Source organism: Pedobacter sp. KACC 23697 (assembly GCF_045348445.1).
GTDB lineage: Bacteria > Bacteroidota > Bacteroidia > Sphingobacteriales > Sphingobacteriaceae > Pedobacter.
In genome coordinates this window covers 3293129-3320087 of sequence record NZ_CP157485.1, presented here as the reverse complement: position 1 = coordinate 3320087, position 26959 = coordinate 3293129, and the positions used below count along the sequence as shown (strand labels likewise).

Below are 26959 nucleotides of genomic sequence, written 5' to 3'. Positions count from 1 at the left end.
CCACTTCTAAAACTTTTAGCGCATTTTTCTTGTTTTTTTCTAAAGTTCTTCAATGGAAATAGATATACAAAAGCGAAAAATAGGATTAAACTTTAAGGAGAACGGGGCAGCCGAAATCAGGCTTTGGGCACCTTTGGCGGCGCAGGTTTCTATTTTGATAGCAGATCGCGAATTGACTTTACAGCTGTTTGATGAAGGCTATGGTTATTGGTATTTGCAAACAGACCAGGTCAGGAAAAATGATCCATATCGCTTTAAAATTACGCCTTTAACTGACGCAGAAACCTTGGAACGTGCAGATCCAGCTTCCTTATTTCAGGAGGAAGGACCACACGGACCATCTACGGCATTCGATGTAAACGCTTTTTCGTGGACGGATGCGGATTGGAAAGGAGCAGACTTAAAAGATTTTATAATCTACGAGCTCCACACCGGAACCTTTACACCAGATGGAGATTTTGCCGCTATCGAAACTAAACTGGATTTTCTGGTGGAACTTGGCATTACCGCCATAGAAATTATGCCGGTTGCACAATTTCCTGGCAATAGAAACTGGGGTTACGATGGTGTGTTCCCCTTTGCTGTGCAAAATACCTACGGTGGACCATCATCCTTACAGCACTTGGTTAATGCCTGCCATGCTAAAGGTTTGGCCGTTATTTTAGATGTTGTGTATAACCATGTTGGGCCTGAAGGGAATTACTTTTCCGATTTTGGCGAATATTTTACCGATAAATACCAAACACCATGGGGCAAGGCCATTAATTTTGATGATGCAGGCTGCGATGCCGTACGTAATTTTTTTATCGAAAATGCCTTGATGTGGTTCCGGGATTTTCATATTGATGCGCTTAGGCTGGATGCGGTACATGCCATTAAAGATTTTAGTCCGGTACATATTCTGGCAGACATTAAAACCTACACCGAAAAACTTTCTCAAAGTACCGGCAGGGCATACCAGTTAATCGCTGAGCTTGATTTAAATGATGAGCGTTATATCAGGGATCAAAGCAACTATGGCTACGGCATGGATGCCCAATGGGTAGATGAATTTCACCATGCGCTTCGGGTTTGTACCGGGCAAGCCAAAGAAGGTTATTATTCAGATTTTAATGGGGTAGCAGATCTGGCTAAATCCTATCAAGATGCTTATGTATATACCGGCCAGTACTCTCCACATCGAAAAAGGAAGTTTGGAATGCCTGTACAGCAAGTTTCAGGTGCTAAATTTGTTGTCTTTTCCCAAAATCACGATCAGGTGGGCAACCGTATGCTGGGCGAAAGAAGCAGCGCCCTGGTTAGTTTTGAAATGTTGAAGGTCATGGCAGGCGCAGTTTTTTGCGGTCCTTTTCTACCCTTAATTTTTATGGGCGAGGAATGGGCAGAAACCAATCCTTTTCAGTTTTTCGTAAGCCATAGCGATGAAGAGCTGATTGAAGCCGTAAGAAAAGGAAGAAAAGCAGAATTTGCCGCCTTCCATACACATGGCGAAACACCCGACCCACAGGCAGTATCTACTTTTGAACATTCCAGGCTTGATTGGGAAAAAACAGCAGAACCAACACACGGGATCATGCTCAATTATTATAAAACTTTGATTGCGTTGCGGAAAAAACATCCCGTATTCGCCAACCTGGATCGGCATCATGTACACGCAGAAGCCTTTCCTGAAAAAAACGCCCTCGTACTAAAACGCTGGAAAGACAGTGAAGCAATTTTGGCCATATTCAATTTTTCCAAACAAGAACAAACCCTATCCATTGACCCTGCATTTCAACAGGCCTCGGTGTTATTAGATTCTTCTTTAAAGCATTGGAATGGTCCAAGCCCAGAATCAAAACAGCTATCGGCTGCAAGCCAGTATACTTTATTTCCAGAATCCATTATTATTCTTTACAAAGCAGATGCATAAACCTACTTCTACCTATCGGATCCAGTTTCATAAAAACTTTAACCTTAAATCTCTTGATCAAATCATTCCCTATCTAATTGAACTGGGGATCGGGACCTTATACGCTTCGCCGATTTTTGAGGCGATGCCCGGAAGTACCCATGGCTATGATGTGGTAAACCCCTTGAAGTTAAATCCCGAGATCGGCACCGAGGAAGAATTGATCAAAATTTCTAAAAAGTTAAAAGCTGCCGGCATCAGCTGGCTTCAGGATATTGTGCCCAACCACATGGCCTTTCATCCGGATAATGCCTGGTTAATGGATGTGCTGCAAAAAGGAAAAGCTTCAGATTTTGCATACTTTTTTGATATTGACTTGCAAAAAGGAGATGGCCGTTTGATGGTCCCTTTTTTAGGTGAAGACCTTGAAGAAGCAATTGCCTCGCAAAAAATAAAGCTGGTAGCCATTAAAGGTCAATACTATCTTAACTACGGCGAATCTAACTGGCCGGTCAATGCAGAAACTGCTAAGGTACTTTCAACACAAGAACTCAAGAAAATTAATAGCGATGCTGAAGCCTTAACCAGGATTGTCGAAAACCAGCATTACCGTTTATGCAACTGGCAGGAAACTGATTACAATATTAACTATCGCAGGTTTTTTACCGTCAATGCCTTGATTTGCCTCAATATGCAGCATCAGGAAGCCTTTGATCTTTATCACCGTTATATCTTTGAACTAATTGATAAAGGCATTTTCCAGGGATTGAGGATCGATCATGTTGATGGACTTTATGATCCTGAGGAATATGTGCAAAGGCTTAGGAAAGCTGTTGGCAAAGACATTTACATCGTGGTTGAAAAAATTCTCGAAAATGGCGAAGCATTACCTCAGGACTGGAAAGTACAGGGCACTACCGGCTACGACTTTTTAGCAATGGTAAACAATCTTTTTACCAACAAAGCCGCAGAAAAGCCCTTTAACAAGCTTTATCAGGAAGTAACCGGCAAAAAACTCGATCTGTCTAAACTGATTTACGAAAAGAAAAGCAACATCTTGTTTAAGCATATGCAGGGTGAACTGGATAATTTATTTGAAGGTTTACTGGGCCTTAAACAGCCTGAATTTTCAACCATAAACCAGGCCGATCTTAAAGCAGCGCTCGCCGAAATGCTGATAGCCATGCCTGTATACCGATATTATAACTATCGTTTTCCACTTGCGGAGGCAGAAGCACTTCATGTTCAAAGTTTGCTTATACCCATTTTTCATCATAAAAAGCTGGCTAAGGCGGGAGAAGTGTTGACTAAAATCTTTTTGGAAATTCCAAAAAAGAAAAGCCTGGCCTATAATAAAAAGTTGAGTCATTTTTTTCAGCGCTGTATGCAGTTTACGGGACCGCTCATGGCTAAAGGGGTAGAAGACACTGCTATGTTTACCTATAACCGCTTTATAGGCCATGCTGAAGTGGGCGACGCACCGGATGCTTTTGGAATGACCGTGGAGGAGTTTCACCATGAAATGTATAATCGACAGCAAGACTGGCCATTTAGCATGAATGGAAGTTCCACTCATGATACCAAAAAAGGGGAAGACGTTAGGGCAAGGTTAAACGTACTTAGCGATCTTCCGGAGGAGTGGGCTCAATTGGTGCAGCAGCTCAAAAAAACTTTCACCGCTTTACAAAAAGAGCATCCATCTTTTAAGCAATTACATGATAATGATATTTATCTGGTGCTGCAAACCATTGTCGGTGCTTTGCCCTTTCATAAAGATGATGATAATGAAATTGAAAGCCGTTTGGCACAATTTATAGTAAAAGCACTAAGGGAATCTAAAAAGCGGTCAAACTGGGCAGATCCTGATGAACATTATGAGGATAAACTCATTGAATTTGCGCAGCTTATATTAACTGAGCCGCAGGAGAGCAACAGTTTAATCAGGAATTTTTTAAAGCGAATAGCAGATTTTGCAGTGATCAATAGCTTAATTCAGCTAACCGTAAAATTTACCTGCCCAGGTATCCCAGATCTTTACCAGGGAACGGAATTATGGGATTTAAGTCTGGTTGATCCCGATAACAGAAGACCAGTGGACTTTGACGATAGGGCTAATTTGCTGGCCTCTTTTGAGGAGCCCGTCGATGTTAAAAAACTTTTGAAAGAAAAATTTTCGGGAAAAATAAAAATGTGGCTAACCAGAACTTTGCTAGGGATCAGAAAATCGGAGGCAGCGGTTTTTGAACGCGGGGCCTATCGCCCTTTACAGGTTCAAGGTAAGTATAGTCAGCATATTTGTGCTTTTGCCAGACAATACAAAGACCAATGGCTAATCACGGTAGTTCCTTTAGGTTTTGCCAAATGCTGTGAAAATCAAAATGTAGCGGCCGATAGTTTTGATTGGGAAGATACCGAAGTGTTGTTGCCAAATGAGACACCCCTTGGCTGGCAAAACCTGCTGACCGGGAAAAAAGAGTATAAAGATCCGCTTTACAAAGGTATTCTGATTAGCCAGTTGTTCAATTCTATTCCATTGGCAGTAATTAAATTAATTCCTGAAAATAATCAGCGTGCTGCAGGTGTACTCATGCATATTAGTGCTTTGCCATCCCGTTTTGGTATCGGCGATCTAGGCCCCGGTGCCTATCAATTTGTAGATTTTCTTGCCGCATCACGTCAACACTACTGGCAGGTTTTACCGCTTAACCCTACCAAAAAAGAAACCGGGTATTCGCCTTATTCCAGCAATTCTTCAATGGCCGGAAATACGATGCTCATCAGTCCCGAAAGTTTATTTGAACAAGCGCTTTTAAGCGAAAGCGATCTGAATGCTGCTATGCTGCCAGAAACAGGGCCGGTAGATTTTGAGAAAACTGAAGAAATGAAACAGCGGACTTTACACAAAGCTTATCAGCTGTTTAAACTTAATGGAGATGAAAATCTGGTTAAAGAATTTGAAGCGTTTTGCAAAACTGAACAAAGCTGGTTAGCTGATTTTTCTATTTATGCCTGCATAAAGCAATATTTTAAGGGTAAAGAATGGTTTAACTGGTCAGAAAAATTTAAATTAAAAGATCCTAAAACCATTGCAGATTTTGAAAAAAGCCATGAGGCAGCAATAGAAGAAATAAAATGGAACCAGTTTATTTTCTATCGCCAATGGTACCATTTAAAAGAATACGCAAATGCGAAAGGCATAGACCTGATTGGTGATCTTCCATTTTACCTCGACCATGATTCAGTTGAAGTATGGTCACAACGCGAAAATTTTCTATTGGATAAAAGTGGGAATCTGACAGTCGTAGCCGGCGTTCCCCCTGATTATTTTAACGAAAAGGGGCAACTTTGGGGCATGCCGATATACAACTGGGAAAAGATGAAAAAGGATGGTTATACGTGGTGGGAAAACCGCTTGAAAAAAAACCTACAGCTGTTTAATCTTCTCCGTTTAGATCATTTCAGAGCCTTTTCTAGTTACTGGCAGGTTGCGGCTGGTAGTGAAGATGCTGTTGATGGTACATGGAAGCCTGGAGTTGGAGCCGATTTTTTTTATCAAATACAAAAGAAATTAGGTGAACTTCCCTTTATTGCCGAGGATTTGGGCGAAATTTCAGCTGATGTGGAGCAGTTGCGGCAAAAATTTCAATTACCAGGAATGAGAGTTCTGCAGTTTGCATTTGGAGAAGATTTAGCGGGATCAGTACATATTCCACATCAGTTTGGCTCAGCAAATTGTATTGTTTACACCGGAACGCACGATAACAATACCACTTTAGGTTGGTTTAAAAATGAAACAGATCCAAAGGTTAGAGAGCGGCTTTCCAGATATGTTGGAAAAGTGGTGAATGAACAGGATATCAATGCCATGCTGATCAAACTCTGTTATGCTTCAATTGCCAAAATGGCCATCATACCTATGCAGGATATCTTGCAGTTAGATGAAACGGCCAGGATGAACGTACCGGGTATGGCAATAGGAAATTGGAGATGGAGAGCAGATAAAAACTTTATCAGCGAGAGAATAATAAACTGGCTGAAAGCAGAAACCGAACTTTATGGGCGTTAGGCACTTATGAAAATAATTTTGGGAGGCACATCTTTCTACTGTGTAAAACGATGTGCCTTGAATGTTTTCTGTCCAGTTCTTTTGTTGCCAATCGTGGCCTTCTGGTGAGCAGGCGTTCAGCAGTTCGTAAAATAATTAAATTACCTAAACTATAGCTGACTTTATGATGTTCATTATTAAGCACCGCAGTTGATTGATAAAGGTGAAACATTAATTATTCTTGAAACCAAATACTATGAAAGCAGCAGTATTTCACAAACCTGGTGATATCCGGGTAGACAATGTACCCGATCCCGAAATTTTAGATCCAAGGGATGTAATTCTGAAAGTTACCTCAACTGCCATCTGCGGTTCAGATCTCCATATCTTAAGTGGTGCAGTGCCGCAAAAAGAGCCACTGGTTATGGGACACGAATTTATGGGAATTGTAGAAGAAGTAGGTTCTGCTATTACCAATCTCAAACGTGGTGATCGCGTAGTGGTCCCTTTTCCCATTTCATGCGGAAAGTGTTTTTTCTGTACGCATGAGGCATCTCCGGCATGCGAAAATTCAAATTTTAAAAACTATGGTCCGAATGGCGACATGATGAGCCAGAAAGGTGGTGCATTATTTGGTTATACAGATCTTTATGGTGGATATTCCGGTGGGCAGGCTCAATATGTAAGAGTACCTTATGCAGATATCAGTCCGAGGATTGTTCCGGAGCACTTAAGTGATGAGCAGGCACTTTTTCTAACTGATATTTTCCCTACGGGTTGGTCGGCTATTGACTGGGCACAGCTTAAAGGAGGTGAGGTAGTGGCCATTTTTGGATCAGGCCCAGTGGGTTTGATGGCCCAAAAAGCAGCTTGGATTAATGGAGCGAGTAGGGTAATTGCGATCGATCCTCTTGATTACAGGTTGGAAAAAGCAAAAGCGGTAAACAATGTCGATATCCTCAATCCACATAAAGTTGATGTTGTTGCGGCGATAAGGGAAATGACCGGTGGACGGGGAGCCGATGTGTGTGTAGATGCCGTTGGCTTTGAGCCTGAACGTAGTTTTATGGATAAGGTTAAGGCAACGATAAATTTTGAAAAAGGATCAATAAAAGTTCTTGAAATGTGTTTTGAGGCTGTCCGCAGGATGGGAACAGTATCTATTATGGGTGTTTACGGATCTCCTTATGATAATTTTCCGCTTTTCAGGATATTCGACAAAGGTATTACCATTAAGCAGGGACAGGCACCGGTACTTAACTATATTGATAAACTGATCGGGCTTGTAGATGAGGGTAAAGTAGTGCTGGATGATATTATAACCCATACAATTCCGCTCGAAGATGCTGCTCGTGGCTATAAAATTTTTGATGAGAAAGAAGAAGACTGTGTTAAGGTCGTATTAAAACCTTAATTGATAATGAAATTTGAAGCTGTAATATAGAATAATCATCTTGAACTTATCAAAGGACCTGTTTAAATGTATCTCAAAGCGTTTCAACAGGTTCGGTTTGCAAAACCAATAGAATTAAATTTATGATACAGCTTCATTTTTTTTCCTTTTTTAAAAAGATTGCTTTTTATTTAACTTCTCTTCGCATTGTGCTGCAAATCGGCTAATTAAAAAGGCTCTTCAAATAAATAGAGAGCTGTGTACATTCTAAGTATTTTCTTACCCCTATTTCTTATTTTCTAAAATCCCAAGATAGGCTCATATAATCAGAAATCATTTCAAAAATTCAATCCCTCCAGGCCAGTTAGTGAAAATTTGAAAAGAATCTTTGGGTATGTGACTTACTTATTTGAGGAAAATTCTGTTAAATATAAAAATGGCACAAGATTCTTCTCATAATAAGATAAATGTCATTAAAACAGCTCTTTTTTAAATATATTATCAATTTTAAATGGCATCTAAATTAATAATTATATATTTGCAGCCTTGAAAGTAAGCAATGTCTAATACTCTTAATCAGAGCTTTAAATATTACTTATAACCGAGCCATAGGAATAAGGCTTTTTTAATTTTTGAAGATAACCTAAACAACCTGAATGCTTAATTTAGTTCTCTTTGGCCCTCCAGGGGCGGGTAAAGGCACCCAATCTGAAAAACTGATTGCAAAATATCAGTTGGTACACGTTTCAACAGGCGATCTTTTTAGAGCACACGTTAAAGGAGAAACAGAATTAGGAAAAAAAGTGAGTCAATTGTTGGCTGATGGGGAATTGGTTCCTGATGCCATTACAATTGCCATGCTTGAAGAAGAGGTGGATAAAAATCCTGATGCAAAAGGATTTGTGTTTGATGGATTTCCGCGTACCGTTCCGCAAGCCATTGAGCTTGATTTATTTTTAGAGCGTAAAGGCAGTAAAATTGCTGGTGTTATTGCTTTAGATGTTGACCAGGATGAGCTTACAAAACGTATTGCTGAGCGCCATAAAATTAGCGGTCGCCCTGATGATGATGCCGAAAAACTGAAAAAACGGATTTCAGAATACTTTAACAAAACGATTCATGTATTGCCTTATTATGAAGAGCAGGGAAAGTTGAATAAAGTAAACGGAATCGGTGAAATAGAAACCATTTACAACGATCTTTGCGCAGTAATTGATCAGTATAAAGTTTAATTTATTTGTAAATAGCAGGTATAAATACCAATTATAGGGTATCAGTAAAATGCATCAGGTTTAATTTTAATCCCTGAGGTTATTTACAAAAACATACAAAGAGTTATAATGTTAAAAACGTTATAACTCTTTAATTTTAAAGGAATTGTTATTTTAACTTTCCATTATTAAACATTACAATAATAAAATATGTCACAGGGTTCGAATTTCGTAGATTATGTAAAAATTTGTTGCCGTTCTGGTAAAGGTGGTCCAGGTTCAGCACATCTACATCGTGATATTTTGACATCAATGGGTGGCCCTGATGGTGGTGATGGCGGTCGCGGTGGCCACATTATCGTTAAAGGCAGTATTCATATCTGGACATTATTACACCTTAAATACCGTAAACATATTATTGCTGAAGATGGTGGAGCAGGTGGGAGTTCGCATAAATCCGGTAAGCAAGGTAAGGATGAAATATTAGAAGTTCCACTTGGTACCATTGCCAAAGATGCTGAAACCGGAGAAATCCTTTTCGAAATCACCAAAGATGGCGAAACCAGGATTTTAACGGCTGGTGGCCGTGGTGGTTTGGGTAATGCGCATTTCAAAAATGCTGTTCAGCAAACGCCGCGCTTTGCACAACCCGGCGAGCAGGGGCAAGAGGTGTGGAACATTTTAGAGTTAAAGGTTTTAGCCGATGTTGGTCTCGTGGGTTTTCCGAATGCAGGGAAATCTACTTTACTGTCTGTAGTTTCGGCAGCTAAACCAGAAATTGCTGATTATCCTTTTACTACTATAGTTCCCAATCTGGGTATTGTAAGTTACAGGGGTGGAAAATCTTTTGTAATGGCCGACATTCCCGGCATTATCGAAGGTGCATCAAAAGGTAAAGGCTTAGGTTACCGTTTCCTGCGTCATATCGAGCGAAACTCCGTGCTATTGTTTATGGTTCCGGCAGATACAAGTCGCTCAATTAAAGAAGAATACGAAATTCTTAAAAGTGAGTTAGCATCCTATAATCCCGAATTAATGCAAAAACCACACGTTTTAGCCATTACCAAATCAGATATGTTGGATGATGAACTGATGGAAGAAATGAAGCAGGATCTACCCAATATCCCTTCCATATTTATCTCTTCAGTAGCTGAAAAGAATATTTTAGAGCTGAAAGATATGCTATGGAAAGCAATTGAAGGGTAAGGTGGTTAATTAGTTCAGTGGTCATTTGTTTATTAGTTTGTATTTCTTACAATAAACCAATGACTAATGAACCAATGACTAATAAACTATTAATCAATTAGGCTCTCCAACGGTCAACCGCCAAACCAATCCACTCTTTAAATAACATTTCCCATGCACCTAACGCGCTGGCATTTGGGATCATGAAATCACTAAGTTCAAATTCGGTATGGCCAGAGAAATTGGTTGGATAAAATTCGGTTTTTTGTTTAGCGAGTTTATCAAAAATCAATTTTGCCCTCGGAATGTGCCAGGCACTGGTAATGACCAATATTTTTGCCTTAGGGTTATTTTTTGTGATGAGCGCAAGGCTATACCTGGCATTCTCAATAGTATTTCTGCTTTGGTTCTCCATTAATATTGCGGAATCCGGAATGCCTATCATTTTCAGGTAATTAACTGCTAAATTAGCTTCTTTTACCTGTTTGTTGATTAAATTTGCATTTCCGCTACTGATTAATATCTGCTTAATCTTGTTTTTTTTATATAGCGAAATGGCTTGGAACAACCTATCACTTGCCCCATTAAAAGCGATTTCATTATTCCTTTTGTTTAAACCCGAAAAGCCTCCTAGAACTATTCCTACATCGTAATTTTCCGTTTTAGGATAACCAGCTTCATAACTGTTTATTATTTTTTCAACAATAAAGTTATTGGAGAAAAGTAAAAAAGTGGCTAAAGCACCTAATGCATATCTTTTCCTTTGTTTAGCTTCTTTTGACGCAATTACAAAAATTAAAAGCACAAAAACCCACACAATGGGTTTGATGAGGAAAAGCAAAATTTTGGACAGGATAAATACCATATTTAGCAATTATCCTGTAAAGCTAATCAATTGTTTGTCTGTAAGGGTTTGTAGCATGGATTAACTTTTTCATACCATAAATCACTTTACGTTATTTTTTACCCTTGTCCTTCCTGGACCTGCACATTTTCATGTGCGTTTTCCAGAATCTCTTTTACATCCGATTTTCGTTTTTTAGCAATCGTATGTTTAAAATGTGGAATTTCATGCTCAACAATATCTTCTTCAATAGCTTCTACGCCAAAAACTTTTTCTTTTAGCAGGTTATATTTATCTTGAAAACCATAACGAAGATTTTTGGCACCGCCCGCAATTTTTCCACGCGTGCCTGCGCCGCTGTCAGGAGCAAATAAAATACTTATTACTGCCCCAGCTGCTAAGCCAGCCACTAAGGCCAGGGCTATTTTTGCACTGTTATCCGATTCGTTCTTTAAATATTTTCTGATTAACTTTCTGTATTTCATAAGATAATGCTTTTAACAAGGAACAATTGGCATGTTATAATGTTTGAGCTTTTTTGATTTGGAATACAGTTACAATTGATTTGTTTTATTTAAAGGTTCCGGTTTTAAATTTATTAAAGTATATAAACAATGAACTTTTTGGGTTCTCCTGAAAATATTTTGATATTTAAAAATTGCAATGTCCATTGATTTCAGATATATCCTTTTTAAAAAAACAAAAAGGGGCTGGTTCTTTTTTAAACCTGCAATTTAAGACCGCAATCGTTAGTAAAAACTAAATTCATGACCAATAACCTCAACATTTTAAAATTTAGGGATTAAAAAGTCGATTAACTATATTCATAAGGATCAGAAATTGGATTAATCATAAAAATTGTGGCAGGCTTTGCTTTGTAGCCGCGCTACAGTGAAGGAGACAACGCCAAAGATATTATACAGCTAGTCAACCGGCAAACATTCGAGATAGAATTGGGAAGTGTGATCAACACCGGGTGACTAAACAGGCTATTAGATTCGAGTAACTGTTTAAAAAAAAAGACCAGACAATTACATATGTTTAAAGTTAAAGCCCAATATTTGGACTACTAAAACGAATTACATGGTAAAAGCAACAATAAATAAAGAACATTATGCCTGTTCGGTCACAAATGGATCGCATGATATTATAGTAGATGAACCGCTGGAATTAGGGGGTACCGACAAAGGTTTTGCTCCAAAAGGATTACTAATGGCTTCTCTGGCCTCATGCGTAGCCATAACCTTAAGGATGTATGCCGACAGAAAAGAATGGCCGATTGATAAAATTGAAGTAGAAGTCAATATTGATACTGAAAACGGCGAAACGGTATTTTTGGAAGAGATTACCTGTACGGGCATGCTTACAGAAGAACAGAAAGTCAGGCTGGAAGAAATTGCAGCAAAATGTCCGGTGAGTAAAATGCTGGCTGCTGGTCATGAAGTCAGATCCAGCGTACTTTAGGTTATATTGATGGTGCAAAACTCCTTGCACAATCATAAAAAGCTTTAATATCTTTGTAATCTACAGTTTTCGCTGCGTTAAAAAATAATTTATGCCTACTGAAATAAAATGCCCCAATTGTGCCCATGTTTTTCCTATGGAAGAAGCTATGGCCGAAGATTATAAGAAAGAGTTACGTGAGAAAGCGGCTGCTTATGCCAGGCAGAAAGATGAAGAATACCAGCGTAAACTGCAGGTTTTTGAATCAGAAAAACAACAGCAGTTGAAAGCTTTTGAGGCCAAACTTACCGAAGAGAAAACCAGGCTTAAAGATAATCTGGAAGAAAACCTGCGTAAAAGTATCTCGGCCGATTTTGAAAACAAGCTGCAGATATTGGAAGGTAATGCCAAAGAAAATGCAGAAAAACTAAAGTTGGCCCGCGAAAAGGAACTGGATTTTTTACGCCGGGAGGAAAGCCTTAAGGTGAAAGAAGAAGAAATGGAACTCGCTTTTCAGCGTAAAATGCAAGAGCAGCGTAATGAGCTGGTAGAACAGATCCGTAAGCAGGAAGCAGAAAAAAATAGCATTAAAGATACTGAACATCAGTTACGCTTAAAGGAGCTGGAAAAGCAACTCGATGATCAGAAAAAACTGGCCGAAGAGATGAAACGCAAAGCCGAGCAGGGAAGTATGCAATTGCAGGGCGAAGTGCAGGAATTGATCCTGGAAGAATTGCTGCGTAGCAATTACCCTTTTGATTTAATTGAAGAAGTGGGTAAGGGGGTGCGTGGGGCAGATTGTGTACAGGTGGTGAGGAATCAATTTGGACAGGAATGCGGTAAAATAATTTACGAAAGCAAACGTACCAAAGATTTTGGTGGCGACTGGATCGAGAAACTGAAGAAAGATATGCGGAGCATGGGCATTGATGTAGCCGTAATCGTAAGTCAGTGTTACCCAAAAGGGATGGATTGTTTCGGACAGCGTGATGGGGTATGGATCTGTTCTTTCGAGGAAGTAAATGCCGTAGCCTATGTATTGCGTGAAGGTATTTTGCGTTTGGCAGGTGCAGTAAAATCACAGGAAAACCGTGGCGAAAAAATGCACATGTTATACGATTATTTAATGGGTGCTGAGTTTTCTGAACAATGGAAAGCCATTAGAGAAGGTTTTATGAGCATGAAACTATCCATACAACGCGAGCGCGATGCGATGGAACGGTTATGGAAAGCCCGCGAAAAACAATTGGAAAAAGTACTGTTGAATGCGACGCATATCCGTGGTTCGATAGAAGGAATAGCCGGTAGCGATAGCGTACAGCTGAGTTTGACCGATGATGACGACGATACACTGCTTTTGGAGTAATACTGGTAATTTAGAGGCTGCAGGTTTTCAACAAATGGTTCGTGGGGATACGAACCATGGCAGAAGGGGACGATACGCTGCTTTGAGCAATATTAGCAATTGAGAACCCCAGGTTTTTAACAAATGTTTCGTGGGAATACGAACCATGGCGCAGGAATAAAAAATATAAATATCATGCACTTGCTGCGGTTCGTGGAGACACGAACCGGAACATCGCAGGTAATTTACTATTTGATCCAACCTGCATTTCTAATGTGATAATGAATAATAACAATAATTAAAAGATAACATGAATAAAAAACCTAACCAATTCTTTAACCGCTTTAAGATCCTTACGCTGATATGCGCTTTGCTATTTTTTGGGGATACTTTCGGGAACGTTCCCGGAAAAGATTTGAAGTCGCCGGATGGCAATCTGGTGGCCAGTTTTGCTCTGGCTGAAGGGGGCGTACCTACCTATAGCTTAAAATACAAGGGAAAGGATGTAATTAAAACAAGTAAGTTGGGTTTGGAACTTAAAGAGGGCAGATCTTTAATGAACGGTTTTTCCATCACCGATACCAAAACCAGTACTTTTAACGAAACCTGGAAACCGGTTTGGGGCGAGGTAAAGGAAATTGTAAACCACTATAATGAACTGGCAGTAACCCTCACTCAAAAAGAAACAAGCCGTTATATCATCGTGCGCCTGCGTTTATTTAATGATGGTTTGGGTTTTAGATATGAATTTCCGGAACAGAAAAATCTGGATTATTTTGTAATCAAAGAAGAGCAAACACAGTTTGCCCTGGCGGGCGATCATAAAGCTTTTTGGCTTCCGGGCGATTATGATACACAGGAGTACAGCACGGTAACCTCAAATCTGTCAGAAGTTCGTGGTAAAATGAAAGCAGCTGTAACACCAAATGCTTCTCAGACTACTTTTTCGCCAACCGGCTTACAAACGCCGTTAATGATGAAGAGCAAAGATGGTTTATACATCAACATCCATGAAGCAGCGCTGGTCAATTATTCTTTAATGTCGTTAAATCTGGATGACAAAAACATGGTTTTAACATCCTGGTTAACGCCCGATGCAGTTGGCGATAAAGGTTATATGCAGGCGCCTTGTTTATCACCCTGGCGAACCATTATAGTGAGTGATAAAGCTGGGGATATTTTGACCTCAAAATTAACCTATAACTTAAACGAACCTACAAAATTCAAAGATGTATCGTGGATAAAACCAACCAAATACGTTGGCGTTTGGTGGGAAATGATTACCGGGAAGAGTACCTGGGCATATAACGATTTAACGAGTGTGCAATTGGGCGTAACCGATTATGCGAAGACCAAACCCAATTGTAAACACGCTGCAAATACTGCACATGTTAAGGAATATATCGATTTTGCTGCTAAAAATGGTTTGGATGCTGTTTTGGTAGAGGGCTGGAACGAAGGTTGGGAAGATTGGTTTGGTAAAACAAAAGATGATGTGTTTGATTTTGTTACGCCTTACCCCGATTTTGATGTAAAAGAACTGCACCGTTATGCCGCCAGTAAAGGCATTAAAATGATTATGCACCATGAAACTTCCTCGTCGGTACGTAATTATGAGCGCCATCTGGATACGGCCTATAAATTTATGAAAGCAAATGGTTACGATGCGGTTAAAAGTGGTTATGTAGGCAATATGATCCCAAGGGGAGAACACCATTACGGTCAATGGTTAAACAATCATTACTTATATGCCGTTCAAAAAGCGGCAGAATATAAAATTATGGTGAATGCACATGAGGCTGTTCGGCCTACTGGCTTAGCGAGAACCTATCCAAATTTAATTGGAAACGAATCAGCCAGGGGAACCGAATACGAAGCATTTGGGGGAAACAATGCCGATCATACTACTATTCTGCCATTTACACGCCTGATCGGTGGGCCTATGGACTATACGCCGGGCATTTTCGAAACCAAAGTGAGTGTTTATAATCCTGAGAATACTTCTTTTGTACACAGTACTTTGGCACGTCAACTGGCACTTTATGTAACGATGTACAGCCCCTTGCAAATGGCTGCCGATTTACCGGAAACGTATAACAAGTATATGGATGCTTTTCAGTTTATTAAAGATGTTGCGGTAGATTGGGACGATACCAAAGTATTAGAAGCAGAACCTGGAGATTATATCACTTTTGCGCGTAAAGCAAAGGGTAAAAATAATTGGTTTGTGGGCCGAACCAATGATGAGGAAGCCCGCACTTCCAAAATCAGCTTCAGCTTTTTAGATCCGGGTAAAAAGTATACCGCAACCATTTATGCTGACGCAAAGGATGCTCATTATGAAACCAATCCGAAAGCCTATACCATCCGCAAAATGGAAGTAACCAATAAAACGAAACTGACCCAGTATTGCGCCCCGGGTGGTGGATATGCGATCAGTATTATTGCGAAATAATCTGTGTAGTGTGTTGTCAGTTGGTTACCAACTGACACTGTTTTCTTTTCTAGTCGTAGCATCTCGCTATGACTTTTTTAATCATTGGTTTTTTCCACAGATAAGGATAGACAAATTTGTATGTATGCATCAAATCAATATGATTCACACATAAATTTTATTGGTGATATTCCTCTACAAATCGTCATTCCCAACTTGATTGGGAATCTTAATGCAAACGCTTGAAGATTAGCTTCGCTGAGCTCTTCGTGGCTCCCGCATGCGCGAGAATGATGACCGCAAAAGCATTAGTGGTGTTAGTTATTACCAGCTGGCACCACGTTATAGATAAGTTGAATGGCAACATCTGACTGCACACTTAATCCACTTTTTTATTATACCTTATTTATAATATCTTAGCAAAACCATTAAATCAAATCAGCTAACTATGCCCAAAATCAAAAACCATATCGAACTTCAATTTTTAAGCGAACCATCTGATGTTAACTACGGGGGTAAGGTGCATGGTGGGATGATGATGAAGTGGATTGATCAGGCAGCTTTTGCCTGCGCGCTGCAATGGAGTCAAACTTATTGCGTAACCGTCTATGTGGGTGGAATCAGGTTTTTTCATCCCGTTCACATCGGGCATCTGGTAAAGATGGAAGCACGGATTATTTATACGGGTAAAACCAGTATGCATATAGCAGTTGACGCTTTTTCAAAACCTGTAGAGCAAACTGATTTTGTTAAAAATACACATTGTATTATTGTTTTTGTTGCGGTAGATGACAATGGACAGCCAAAGCCAATCCCAGCTTTTAAACCTAAAACCGAAAAAGAAATTGCCATGCACGGTTATGCCATTAAATTAATGGAACTGCGCAAAAGCATTGATAAAGAAATGGAACCGTATATTGTGTAAGCGTGAGGCGTTGAGTGGTTGGCGTTCAGCTTAACCACAGAGAAAACAGAGAAACGTGCACGGAACACACAGGGTTAATTATTTAGCTCTTCTATTTCTGATACTTTATTCTCTGTTATACGCTGTTAAGACTTGGTGTTCCGCCAATCGTGTAGTTATGCTATTTGTGTTGTTTATGCTCTGTGCGCCTCCGTGAAAAACTCAGTGCGCTCGGTGGTGTAAAACGGACCCTACTCCGCAATTGGTAAACTGAAACAAAACTTGCTGCCCTCACCGATAGCGCTTATTACCCATATTTTTCCGTTTTCGGCTTCAATAAAATCTTTAGAAATGGCAAGCCCCAATCCGGAGCCCGACTTATTCTGACCATCGGTTGGTACCTGGAAATACCTGTCAAATAATCTTTTTTGGTATTTTTCGTCAATGCCTTTTCCAAAATCGCGTACAGAGAATTCGATAAAATTGTTTTTTTGTAAAACATCGATGATTACTTTCGATTTCTCTGCACTGTAGCGCAGTGCATTAGATAAAAAGTTAACCATTACCCAGGCCGTTTTCTGGATGTCAGCATTTACATTTGGTAAGTTCTCGCCACAGTTAAGCACCAGTTGAATTGATTTTTGCTCTGCCTGGAATTTAACCGCATCAACCGCATAATGCACAATTTCTTTAGGTTTGGTTAGGGCAAAAGTGAGTTTTAAATTGCCGGTTTCTACCTGAGAGAGATCCAGCAGTTCACTGGTGATTTTCAGCAGTCTGTCGCTATCTTCTTTAATGTGGTTTAGTAACTCATGCTGCTCTTCGTTCATTGTGCCCACACGCTCATCGTTAAGCAATTTTAAGCTCATTTTGATGGATGATAGCGGCGTTTTTAATTCATGTGAAACGGTTGCAATAAAATTTGTTTTGGCTTCATCAAGCTCTTTAAACTGCGTAATGTTTTTTAAGGTATAAACGCTGCCGGCCGATTTAGACGAGGCAATTAATGTGTTATCATCTTGTTCTTCGTAATTTGGAATGATGATTTCGCGATTTTCCAGCAGGAAATAAGATTCTTTATCATCAGCATAAATTTTTAAGGTATTATCATTGGTTTCAGGTTTAATAATGCGTTTCAGCAGCTCATTTCTTTGCATCAGTTCGGCTACATTTTGACCAATAACCTTCTCCTCATCCAGACTCATCAGTTTTGCAGCCAGATGATTTAAAAATAATACTTCTCCTTTCTCATTTAAACCAATAATAGCATCCTGCATTTGTGCAATAATGGCTTCAATACGCGACTTCTCGGATTTGATTTTGGATAAGTTGCTGTTTTCCCATTCATTTAATTTAACCACCATGCCATTAAACGAGTTGGCCAGTTCTGTAAACTCGTCCTCGTTTTCGAAATGCAACCGCTGTTTATAATTTTTACGACTGATCTGTTTAATCGCAGCACTAAATTCAGCAAGAGGATTGGCCACAAACCCCGGAAAGTTTACAATGAAGGTGAAAAGGATAATAAAACTGAGGGTAGCAGCAATCATAATATAGAGGTTTGCCCTGGATGAGGTTTCGTTTGCCAGCTCATTTTTATCATAAATGGCCTTCATGTTTACCTGTTCTATATTTTGCAGTGCAACGCGCAAATTTTTAATAATATTTTCTTTATCAGTTGATGGTGGTGAGCCTTTTAGCGCATTAAATGCTGTTTCTAATTTCCTGAAAGCGGCTTTTTCACCGGGTTCGGTAATGTTCAGCCCCTCATTTTTTAAATTTTCTGCAAACACAGTGAGCTGTGTGCGGCTTAACGGAAAAGCATGCTGGTCGATTACATTGCGCATGGCGGCAACATATTTCAAAGATTTGTAGTTGTCTTTAAGAATGACCTTCGATTTATCGGAAAGCTCGTTTAAGAAAAAGAGCGCAATTAATCCGAAGGATAAAACGATGATAAAGAGAAAGCCGAATCCGAGGCGGAGTTTGGTTTTTATTTTCATGATGACTTGGTTAACCGCAAAGAGTAGAAAGTTTTTCGCGAAGAACGCCAATTAATTTCTCTCCTTTCGTGGTAAAAAGTAACTTATAATTAAATCTGTTTACTGTAGTACTAAATTACATAACAAAGGTTAGATAAATAGCATCTGTTTAGCTTGCCGTCAATAGTGATGCCAGTGGTTTGTTTTTTTATTTAAACTGTTTATTTATAGTATCTTATGCTGATTTTGTTTTGTGGGTAAACGAAAATACCCTTTCATTTTGGAAAGGTTTTTATCATTATGAACTATTGCTTTTAAAGTTTAATGCACTGTCCTGAGCGTCTAAACCTGATCGCGGCGAACACGTAGTGCAACGGAGTAAAGCGGAGCGCAGGAATAAACATGACTATGAAACACAGGTTTTGCTTTCCAAAAGAAAATTAGACTGTTATTTTTAGGAAAGCAGGTTTGGAAGCGTTTAGGTGACTGTAGTCCCACTGTTCGCTTTACTGCGTGTCCGCTTCCATTGGGTTTAGGTGGCCCTGCCGGTAATCAGATTCAGGGTTGCATGATGCAGAAATGAGTATGCCTTTTAAGATTGTTTTTGAGCGTTTATAGGATGATCCTGTGTACTTAAACCTGATCGTAGCGAACACGGAGTAAAGCGAAGAGCAGGGACAAACGCTGCTATTGAATACAGGATTTGCTTTCCAAATCAAAAAAAATGAAATTATTTTTTAGGAAAGCAGTTTTCGTAGCACTTAGGTTACTGTATTCCCGCTTTCGCTTATAGTCCTCGCTGCGCTGTGGGCTATTCCGCTCAATCGGGTTTAAGTGGGCACGGCCGGTAAGAAGATTTGGGGGTGCAAAGTGCAATAAATGACAGTGCCTTTAAAATTTTCTCCGGTTTTACGGCTCTGTCCTGAGTATCTAAACCTGATCGTCGCGAACACGGAGTGCAACGGAGTAAAGCGAAGAGCAGGAACAAACATGACTATGAAACACAGGTTTTGCTTTCCAAAAGAAAAAATTTAATTATTTTCAGTAAAGCAGTTAGGTAGCGCTTAGGTAGCCTCATTCCCGCTTTCGTTTATAGTCCTCACTGCGCTGTGGGCTATTCCGCTTAATCGGGTTTAAGCGGGAACGGCCGGTAAGAAGATTTGGGGGTGCAAAGTGCAATAAATGACAATGCATTTAAAATTTTCTCCGGTTTTACGGCTCTGTCCTGCGTGTCTAAACCTGATCGCAGCGAACACGGAGTGCAACGGAGTAAAGCGAAGAGCAGGGACAAACGCTGCTATGGAATACAGGATTTGCTTTCCAAATCAAAAAAATTGAAATTATTTTCAGTAAAGCAGTTTGGTAGCGTTTATGCTGCTTCAGTCACGCTGTGCACTTTATCCTGCTGAAAAATCTGAACCGTTTACATCGGGTTTAGGTAGTGCGGCCTGTAGAGATATTAATGTGTAACACCAAACGTTCCTACGGAACGAAAACGCCAATTTGCAATTGGCTACCCATGAGTCGTCCCGCTGGGACGAGCTAGTGATCAGAATAAGGCTATTTCCTTAAAAACTGATAAATTTCTCTATCTGCTCATCAGTAAACTTAACCGTATCCGGCTGATGGAGGTTACCGGCTTCATCTAATTCTGTTTTAATATTCGGAATGTGTAACCTTAAGGGTAAAATATTGAGGTGGATATAATGACAAACACCTGTAAAATGGTCAACACCACGGATATTACCATATTTACCTGAAGAAATACCAACCAAAGCTGCTTTTTTATCGTAAAAACTATCCGGGAAATTACAGGCATCGATTAATACTTTTAGTACGCCTGGGTAGCTTCCGTTATATTCTGGCATAATAAAGAAAAACTTTTCGGTGTTGTTGATCATGTCTTGAATTTCTTGAAAAGCTGTTGATCGTTTGCCATACATATCGGTGTTCAAAACATCTGCAGGCAGATGCTCCAGGCTGAACAAGTTGGTTTCAGTTCCTTTTTCTTTTAATCGCTTTTGGTAATATTTAGCAACTTTTAGCGTATTGCTATTGGGCCTGTTGGTTGCAGCTATAATCGTGATCATGGATAATTGTTAATAAGATGTGTAAAACCCAAATACGCTTCTTGCTAAAATTGCCATATAGTTTGTATCTTAGCTGATTGTGAAAAAGGCCGTAAACAAGGCAAAAATAGAACTTTTTGCCAATTTAAACGCATAAATAACACAGCCCAAATAAACGTTAAGTAAATTTCGGATACATAGATGAGCAAAATTATTGCATTAGCAAATCAAAAAGGTGGTGTTGGTAAAACAACTTCATCTATAAACCTGGCTGCTAGTTTGGCCGTACTAGAATACAAAACTTTACTGGTAGATGCTGATCCTCAGGCCAATTCGACTTCAGGTATCGGTTTCGATCCCCGGAATATTAAAGATAGCATCTACGAGTGTATCATCAATGATATCGATCCTTTACAGGCCATCCAAAAAACCGATACACCGAATTTAGATTTATTGCCGGCCCATATCGATCTGGTAGGTGCTGAAATCGAAATGATCAACCTCAATAACCGTGAGTATAAAATGAAAGCGGTTTTAGAGAAAGTTAAAGATCAGTATGATTTCATTATCATCGATTGTTCGCCATCTTTAGGCTTAATTACCATCAACGCTTTAACTGCAGCCGATTCGGTAATTATTCCGGTACAGTGCGAGTATTTCGCACTGGAAGGTTTGGGTAAGTTATTAAATACCATCAAGATTGTTCAGAACCGTTTAAACCCTGATCTGGAGATTGAAGGTATTTTATTGACCATGTACGATGTACGTTTGCGTTTATCCAACCAGGTGGTAGAAGAGGTGAAAACGCATTTTAATGAATTGGTTTTCGATACCATCATTCAACGTAATACCCGTTTAAGTGAGGCACCTAGCTACGGTGTTTCAGTTATTATGCACGATGCGAATTGCAAAGGTGCCATCAACTACCTGAACCTTGCCCGCGAAATTGTAAAGAAAAACGGTCTTTTAAAGGAAGAAGAAAACATTGGAACAGCAACTTTATAAATTATAGATGACATCTTTTCAGCGAAAAACAGGTTTAGGAAGAGGGTTAAGTGCGCTTTTAGATGATAGCGAATCTGCTCATCCACCGAAACAGCAGGTAAATGCGGTGAGCGAAACCGAGCAGATTGGCAATATCAGTCACGTCAGTTTAACTGAAGTTGAAACCAATCCATACCAGCCCCGTACCGAATTTGATCAGGTCGCTTTAAACGAGCTTGCCGATTCTATAAAGATACAGGGTTTGATACAGCCCATTACTGTTAGAAAACTGGCTGCAAATAAATACCAGCTCATATCCGGCGAACGGAGGTTCAGGGCCTCAAAACTGGCTGGTTTAACCCAGGTGCCTGCTTACATCCGTAGTGCCAATGATCAGCAGATGTTGGAAATGGCCCTGATTGAAAATATTCAGCGCGAAAATTTAAATGCTATTGAAGTGGCATTGAGTTTCCAGCGGATGATTGATGAGGTGGGTTTAAAACAAGAGCAACTAGGCGAACGTGTAGGTAAAAACCGTACTACGGTGACCAATTACCTGCGTTTGTTAAAACTTCCGCCTGCTATTCAAGCCTCTATCCGTGATCAGAAAATTAGCATGGGCCATGCAAGAGCCTTGATTAATGTTGACGGGGTGGACAAACAATTGTTTATTCACCAGGAGATTTTAGAAAAAGGTTTGTCTGTACGTAAAGTGGAAGAGCTTGTACGTAATTTGCAACATGTACCTTTAAAAGCCAGCGATAAGCCAAAAGAGAAGGCTGTTTCCTTTCAATATCAAAAATTACAGGACGATCTGGCTTCTAAATTTGCTACCCGTGTAAAGTTAAAGGTAAGTCAGAATGGTAAGGGAGCAATAGAAATTCCTTTTATGAGTGATGACGATTTAAACCGGATTCTGGAATTATTAGACTGGTAATGCAAAAGACTAAGCTTTTTCTACTGGTTGCTGCGTTTGCATTTTTTCTGGTGAACCTGGCTACTGCGCAGGTTAAGGATACTTTATTAAAACCTGCTGATACCGCAAAGATTAAATTATCTAAATCTTTGGATACTGCGGCTAAAAAACCGATGACCAGAAAAGATTCGATGAAAGCCAGGTACGTTAATCCGGGTAAGGTTGCCGGTAGAAAGGCTGTTTTCAGATCGATGATTATACCGGGCTGGGGTCAATTGTATAATATGCAACTGCTTAACGATGGTTATGGCACAAGGGCCGGGAAAAGCCAGTTTTTTCAGAAGCTGTACACTGGTGGCAAAATTGCAGCGATTTACGGTGGCGCCACTGCACTTACTTTATCGCTAATGGACAGCAGAAAGAACTACAAACGTTTTTTGAACGAAGCACAATACCGCCAGGATCATCCGGGAAAAAAGTTAGATTTAACGCAGTATAGCGATCAGGGTGTGCTGGACGGGAAAAGTTTATACAAGCGGAATTCGCAGATTGTATACTTTTCTTACGGGTTACTTTATGCGGCCAATATCATCGATGCCTATGTTGCAGCCCGTTTGCATTTCTTTAATATTGATGATGATCTTTCTTTCAGGGTAATGCCATCCGTGGTTAATGCCGATTCAATGTATGGTTTAAATTTAACACCTGCATTAAAATTGTCGTTAACTTTTTAATGCCCGGAAATCATGACAATCCATAACATATAAAATGGTGATGATTTACCGCATTAACAGCTAAGATTTAGGGCGAAAAATAAAAATATAAACTAAAACAAACATAAACAGATGAAACTTGCGCTTTTAGGATATGGTAAAATGGGGCAGATTATCGAAAAATTTGCGTTGGAACGTGGCCACGAAATTGTGTTGAAAATAACGATCGATAATCAGGAAGATTTGACCAGGCAAAATTTAAAATCAGCGGATGTGGCAATTGATTTTAGTACGCCTGATTCGGTTTTAAAAAATATTGATGCCTGTTTTGATGCCAATGTTCCTGTGGTTGTCGGAACAACTGGCTGGTATGGCAAATTGCAGGAAGTAAAAGATGATTGCGATAAAAGTAACAATACCTTGCTTTATGGGTCTAACTTCAGTATCGGCGTAAATTTGTTTTTTAAGCTTAATCAAACCTTGGCCAAACTGATGAATAATTATCCTGCCTACGATGTTCAGGTGGAAGAAATTCATCATACACAAAAACTGGATGCGCCAAGTGGTACAGCTATTACCCTTGCAGAAGGGATCGTGGATAACCTGGATAGGAAACAAGAGTGGTTAAACGAAGTGGTGGGGACTGATGTTGAATTATTTCCGAAAGCCGAACAACTGCTGATCGAATCGCATAGGATAGAAAATATTCCGGGTACGCATACGGTAATTTACAGTAGCGAGGTAGATGAAATAGAAATTAAACATACGGCTCATAATAGAGCGGGTTTCGCATTAGGGGCCGTTGTAGCAGCAGAATGGCTGAAAGATAAAAAAGGATTTTTCAGTATAACTGATATTTTTGAATAAAGTCTAAAGCCTAAAGCTGAAAGACCAAAGCACAATATAATCTGTGAAATCACTCAATCAGTGAAATCACACTAAAAGATTACAGATAACAGGTAGTCGATTAAAATAAATCGCGAAACCAAAAATAAGATATATGAATTATAAATTCTGGCAACGAAAAAAAGATGCCCCAAAGAAGAAAAAAACGAAAACCCGCGAGTGGGTTGATGCCATTGTTTTTGCAGTGGTGGCTGCAACCATCATCCGCGTATTTTTTATCGAGGCCTATACTATTCCGTCGGGTTCGATGGAAAGATCTTTACTGATCGGTGATTTCCTTTTTGTAAGTAAAGTTAATTACGGGGCGCGGATCCCGATGACCCCGGTTGCTTTTCCTTTTGCTCACCACACCATGCCTTTAACTACTTCTACCAAAGCTTATTGGGATGGCGTACAGTGGAAATATCACCGTTTACCAGGTTTGTCTAAAATTAAAAGGAACGATGTAGTGGTATTCAACTTTCCCGAAGGCGATACCGTTGCTGTAGAAAACCAGGCAGAAAGTTATTATGCTTTAGTACGGAGCATGGGCCGGGAACAGGTGAGGAGTACCTATACTATTGTAGACCGTCCGGTAGATAAACGCGAAAACTTTATTAAAAGATGTATCGGTATTCCGGGCGATGTGATTTCGATGAGTAATGGTATTGCCAATGTAAATGGTAAGGATGAACCTTTAAAAAATACGGGTATGATGCCGTATCGCATTGAGTTTAAAACCATGGACTTTAATTATGCAGCGCTTGATGAGTTTAATTTAAATTTAGGCAGTGTACCAGCGGTGGCTGCCAATACCTACATCGTAGATGCTTCGCCGGAAATTGCTGAAAAGCTGAAAACTTTTGATTTTGTAAAGTCAGTAACCTTAAGTCCTGATCCTGCCGGAGCTGTTCCGGGTGGTGTTTTTCCAAACGATCCAAACAGGGTTTGGAACAGGGATAACTTTGGTCCCATTAAAATACCTTCAAAAGGATGGACTGTTAAAATTGATAGCAATACCATGCCGTTGTATTACCGGGCAATCAGAACTTACGAAGGAAATAAAGTGGAACAAAAGGCCGGGGTTTGGTATATTAATGATCAGGTAGCCACAACCTATACGTTTAAAATGGACTATTATTGGATGATGGGCGATAACCGCCATAACTCGGCCGATTCTCGTTACTGGGGTTTTGTGCCTGAAGACCATATTGTGGGTAAGGCTTTATTTGTTTGGATGAGCTGGGATAGTACCGCATCTTTTTTACATAAAATCAGGTGGAGCAGATTATTCATGGGAATCCATTAATAAAATATAATTCTTTAGAAAGGGCGGATAATCGAAGATTATTCGCCCTTTCTGTTTATAACACATTTATAATTAACTTTTAAAAAAAATTAAAAAGTATAATGATGTTTTGAAAATATTTTTTAAGTTTGATCTGTAATCAAATATTATGTCTGTAATTGTTGAAAAAAACCAACGTCTTAGGGCTGGTGTTATTAAGCATTTATACTACAAAAAATCGCTTTCACTTACAGATCTGAGTAAGCTGACGCAAAAGAGTTTGCCCTTGGTTACCGCCGTGGTTAATGGCTTAATTGCCGAAGGTTATATTATAGAGGAGGGTTTTGCACCATCAACAGGCGGCAGAAGGGCAGCAATGTTCCTGATCAATCCCAATCTTAAAAAATATATTGTGGCCATTGCGATGGACCAGCTCACATCAAGGCTAACAATCTACGATCTTTCGAGAACAATGGTTACGCCAATCCGGACTTTAGAGTTTGAGCTGTCATCAAATGATTGTAATATTGGCGACCTGGTTAATTTCATCAACAGCAGTATTGATCAATCTAAAATCAACAGGGCAGATATTTTAGGGGTTGGGATCGGTATGCCAGGTTTTGTTAATGCAGATGAAGGCATAAATCATTCTTTTCTTAAAGTTAATGAAGGTACAACCTTACAACATTATCTATCTTCCGAAATCAATTTACCAGTACATATAGATAACGATTCTAGTTTAATTGCAATGGCTGAATTAAATTTCGGAGAAGCCATTGATCTAAAGGATGTAATGGTGGTTAATATCGGCTGGGGAACGGGTTTGGGAATTATTGTAAATGGTAAGCTATACCGGGGCAGTAGTGGCAGTGCCGGCGAATTTAGTCATATCCCGCTTTCAGATAGCGACAATTTGTGTTCTTGCGGCAGAAGAGGCTGCTTAGAGGTTGATACCTCTTTATTGGTCATGGCCAAACGGGCAGAAGAAGCCATAGCTGCAGGTGCCGAATCAAGTATGAAAAAACTGTTCAAAGACAAAAGTAGACATCCTGCAGATCATTTCTTACACGCTGTAAGTGAGCAAGATCCTGTGGCCATATCTGTTTTGGCGAAAGCGATTTTTCAATTGGGTAAGGGGGTGGCTACATTAATACACCTTTTAAATCCTGAGTGTATTGTTTTGAGTGGAAGAGGTGCTAAAGCAGGTAAAATGCTTTTACCGCCGATACAACAGGCAATTCATGAGTTTTGTATTCCACGAATAGCAGAACAAACCGAAATAAAACTTTCTACCCTGACGGATGAAGCCGAATTACTGGCTGCCGGAAGTTTGGTAATCGAATATAACCAGTTCGATTAAGACAGATAACTAACAAATAGAAGATAAATATTTAACCAAAACCAATACGATATGACAAAATAAAAGA

Annotated in this window: 19 protein-coding genes; 15 read left to right on the top strand and 4 right to left on the bottom strand. The window is 39.6% G+C overall.

Features of this window, described 5'->3' with window-relative positions; genetic code table 11:
- Positions 1–52 precede the first annotated feature (52 nt).
- The 5 genes from treZ to obgE all read left to right on the top strand — a co-directional run bounded on the left by treZ (position 53) and on the right by obgE (position 9746).
- Positions 53–1912: a malto-oligosyltrehalose trehalohydrolase gene (gene treZ, locus ABEG20_RS13195; protein WP_406823798.1), complete on the top strand. Its 1860-nt coding sequence runs from the start codon at positions 53–55 to the stop codon at positions 1910–1912.
- Positions 1818–5957 (top strand): malto-oligosyltrehalose synthase, encoded by a 4140-nt coding sequence (gene treY, locus ABEG20_RS13190; protein WP_406823797.1) that lies wholly within the window; start codon positions 1818–1820, stop codon positions 5955–5957. Before treZ ends, treY begins: the two co-directional genes overlap by 95 nt.
- 235 nt (positions 5958–6192) lie before the next feature.
- Positions 6193–7350, top strand: coding sequence for a zinc-dependent alcohol dehydrogenase (locus ABEG20_RS13185; protein WP_406823796.1), 1158 nt, complete (start codon positions 6193–6195; stop codon positions 7348–7350).
- A gap of 635 nt (positions 7351–7985) precedes the next feature.
- A complete protein-coding gene (locus ABEG20_RS13180) occupies positions 7986–8561 on the top strand; it encodes an adenylate kinase (protein ID WP_265850809.1) in 576 nt (191 codons plus the stop codon).
- A gap of 189 nt (positions 8562–8750) precedes the next feature.
- Positions 8751–9746, top strand: a complete 996-nt coding sequence (gene obgE / locus ABEG20_RS13175) for a GTPase ObgE (RefSeq protein WP_406823795.1) — start codon at positions 8751–8753, stop codon at positions 9744–9746.
- 97 nt (positions 9747–9843) lie between these two features.
- On the opposite strand, the gene ABEG20_RS13170 is transcribed toward obgE, so the two are convergent.
- Both ABEG20_RS13170 and ABEG20_RS13165 read right to left on the bottom strand, forming a co-directional pair.
- On the bottom strand, positions 9844–10590 hold the full coding sequence (locus ABEG20_RS13170) for a YdcF family protein (protein ID WP_406823794.1): 747 nt from the start codon (positions 10588–10590) through the stop codon (positions 9844–9846).
- 98 nt (positions 10591–10688) lie between these two features.
- Positions 10689–11054 carry a YtxH domain-containing protein gene (locus ABEG20_RS13165; RefSeq protein ID WP_406823793.1) on the bottom strand — a complete coding sequence of 122 codons (366 nt, stop codon included), beginning with the start codon at positions 11052–11054 and terminating at the stop codon, positions 10689–10691.
- Between the two features lie 598 nt (positions 11055–11652).
- Between ABEG20_RS13165 and ABEG20_RS13160 the strand changes: the two genes are divergently transcribed.
- The 4 genes from ABEG20_RS13160 (at position 11653) to ABEG20_RS13145 (ending at position 16716) form a co-directional block, all read left to right on the top strand.
- Entirely contained in the window at positions 11653–12033 is a 381-nt protein-coding gene (locus ABEG20_RS13160; protein ID WP_406823792.1) for an OsmC family protein, read from the top strand.
- Between the two features lie 91 nt (positions 12034–12124).
- Entirely contained in the window at positions 12125–13378 is a 1254-nt protein-coding gene (locus ABEG20_RS13155) for a DUF2130 domain-containing protein (RefSeq protein WP_406823791.1), read from the top strand.
- Between the two features lie 289 nt (positions 13379–13667).
- Positions 13668–15812, top strand: a complete 2145-nt coding sequence (locus tag ABEG20_RS13150; RefSeq protein WP_406823790.1) for a glycoside hydrolase family 97 protein — start codon at positions 13668–13670, stop codon at positions 15810–15812.
- 427 nt (positions 15813–16239) lie between these two features.
- Positions 16240–16716, top strand: coding sequence for an acyl-CoA thioesterase (locus ABEG20_RS13145; protein WP_205056539.1), 477 nt, complete (start codon positions 16240–16242; stop codon positions 16714–16716).
- 230 nt (positions 16717–16946) lie between these two features.
- Here ABEG20_RS13145 and ABEG20_RS13140 read toward each other — a convergent pair whose 3' ends face one another.
- Complete coding sequence (locus ABEG20_RS13140) at positions 16947–18698, bottom strand: ATP-binding protein (protein ID WP_406823789.1); 1752 nt, start codon at positions 18696–18698, stop codon at positions 16947–16949.
- A 1547-nt stretch (positions 18699–20245) separates the two neighbouring features.
- Positions 20246–20767 (bottom strand): NADPH-dependent FMN reductase, encoded by a 522-nt coding sequence (locus ABEG20_RS13135; RefSeq protein WP_406823788.1) that lies wholly within the window; start codon positions 20765–20767, stop codon positions 20246–20248.
- A 180-nt stretch (positions 20768–20947) separates the two neighbouring features.
- On the opposite strand from ABEG20_RS13135, the gene ABEG20_RS13130 reads away from it, so the two are divergent.
- The 6 genes from ABEG20_RS13130 (at position 20948) to ABEG20_RS13105 (ending at position 26892) form a co-directional block, all read left to right on the top strand.
- Complete coding sequence (locus ABEG20_RS13130) at positions 20948–21751, top strand: AAA family ATPase (protein ID WP_335318474.1); 804 nt, start codon at positions 20948–20950, stop codon at positions 21749–21751.
- Positions 21752–21758: 7 nt separating this feature from the next.
- On the top strand, positions 21759–22667 hold the full coding sequence (locus ABEG20_RS13125; RefSeq protein WP_406823787.1) for a ParB/RepB/Spo0J family partition protein: 909 nt from the start codon (positions 21759–21761) through the stop codon (positions 22665–22667).
- Positions 22667–23380, top strand: a complete 714-nt coding sequence (locus ABEG20_RS13120) for a DUF5683 domain-containing protein (protein WP_406823786.1) — start codon at positions 22667–22669, stop codon at positions 23378–23380. The genes ABEG20_RS13125 and ABEG20_RS13120 overlap by 1 nt, the downstream gene beginning before the upstream one ends.
- Positions 23381–23491: 111 nt before the next feature.
- Positions 23492–24226, top strand: coding sequence for a 4-hydroxy-tetrahydrodipicolinate reductase (dapB, locus tag ABEG20_RS13115; RefSeq protein WP_406823785.1), 735 nt, complete (start codon positions 23492–23494; stop codon positions 24224–24226).
- 133 nt (positions 24227–24359) lie between these two features.
- Positions 24360–25553: a signal peptidase I gene (gene lepB, locus ABEG20_RS13110; protein WP_406823784.1), complete on the top strand. Its 1194-nt coding sequence runs from the start codon at positions 24360–24362 to the stop codon at positions 25551–25553.
- A gap of 148 nt (positions 25554–25701) precedes the next feature.
- The gene (locus tag ABEG20_RS13105) at positions 25702–26892 is read left to right on the top strand and encodes an ROK family protein (protein ID WP_406823783.1); all 1191 of its coding nucleotides are present in this window, start codon (positions 25702–25704) and stop codon (positions 26890–26892) included.
- Positions 26893–26959: the final 67 nt, after the last annotated feature.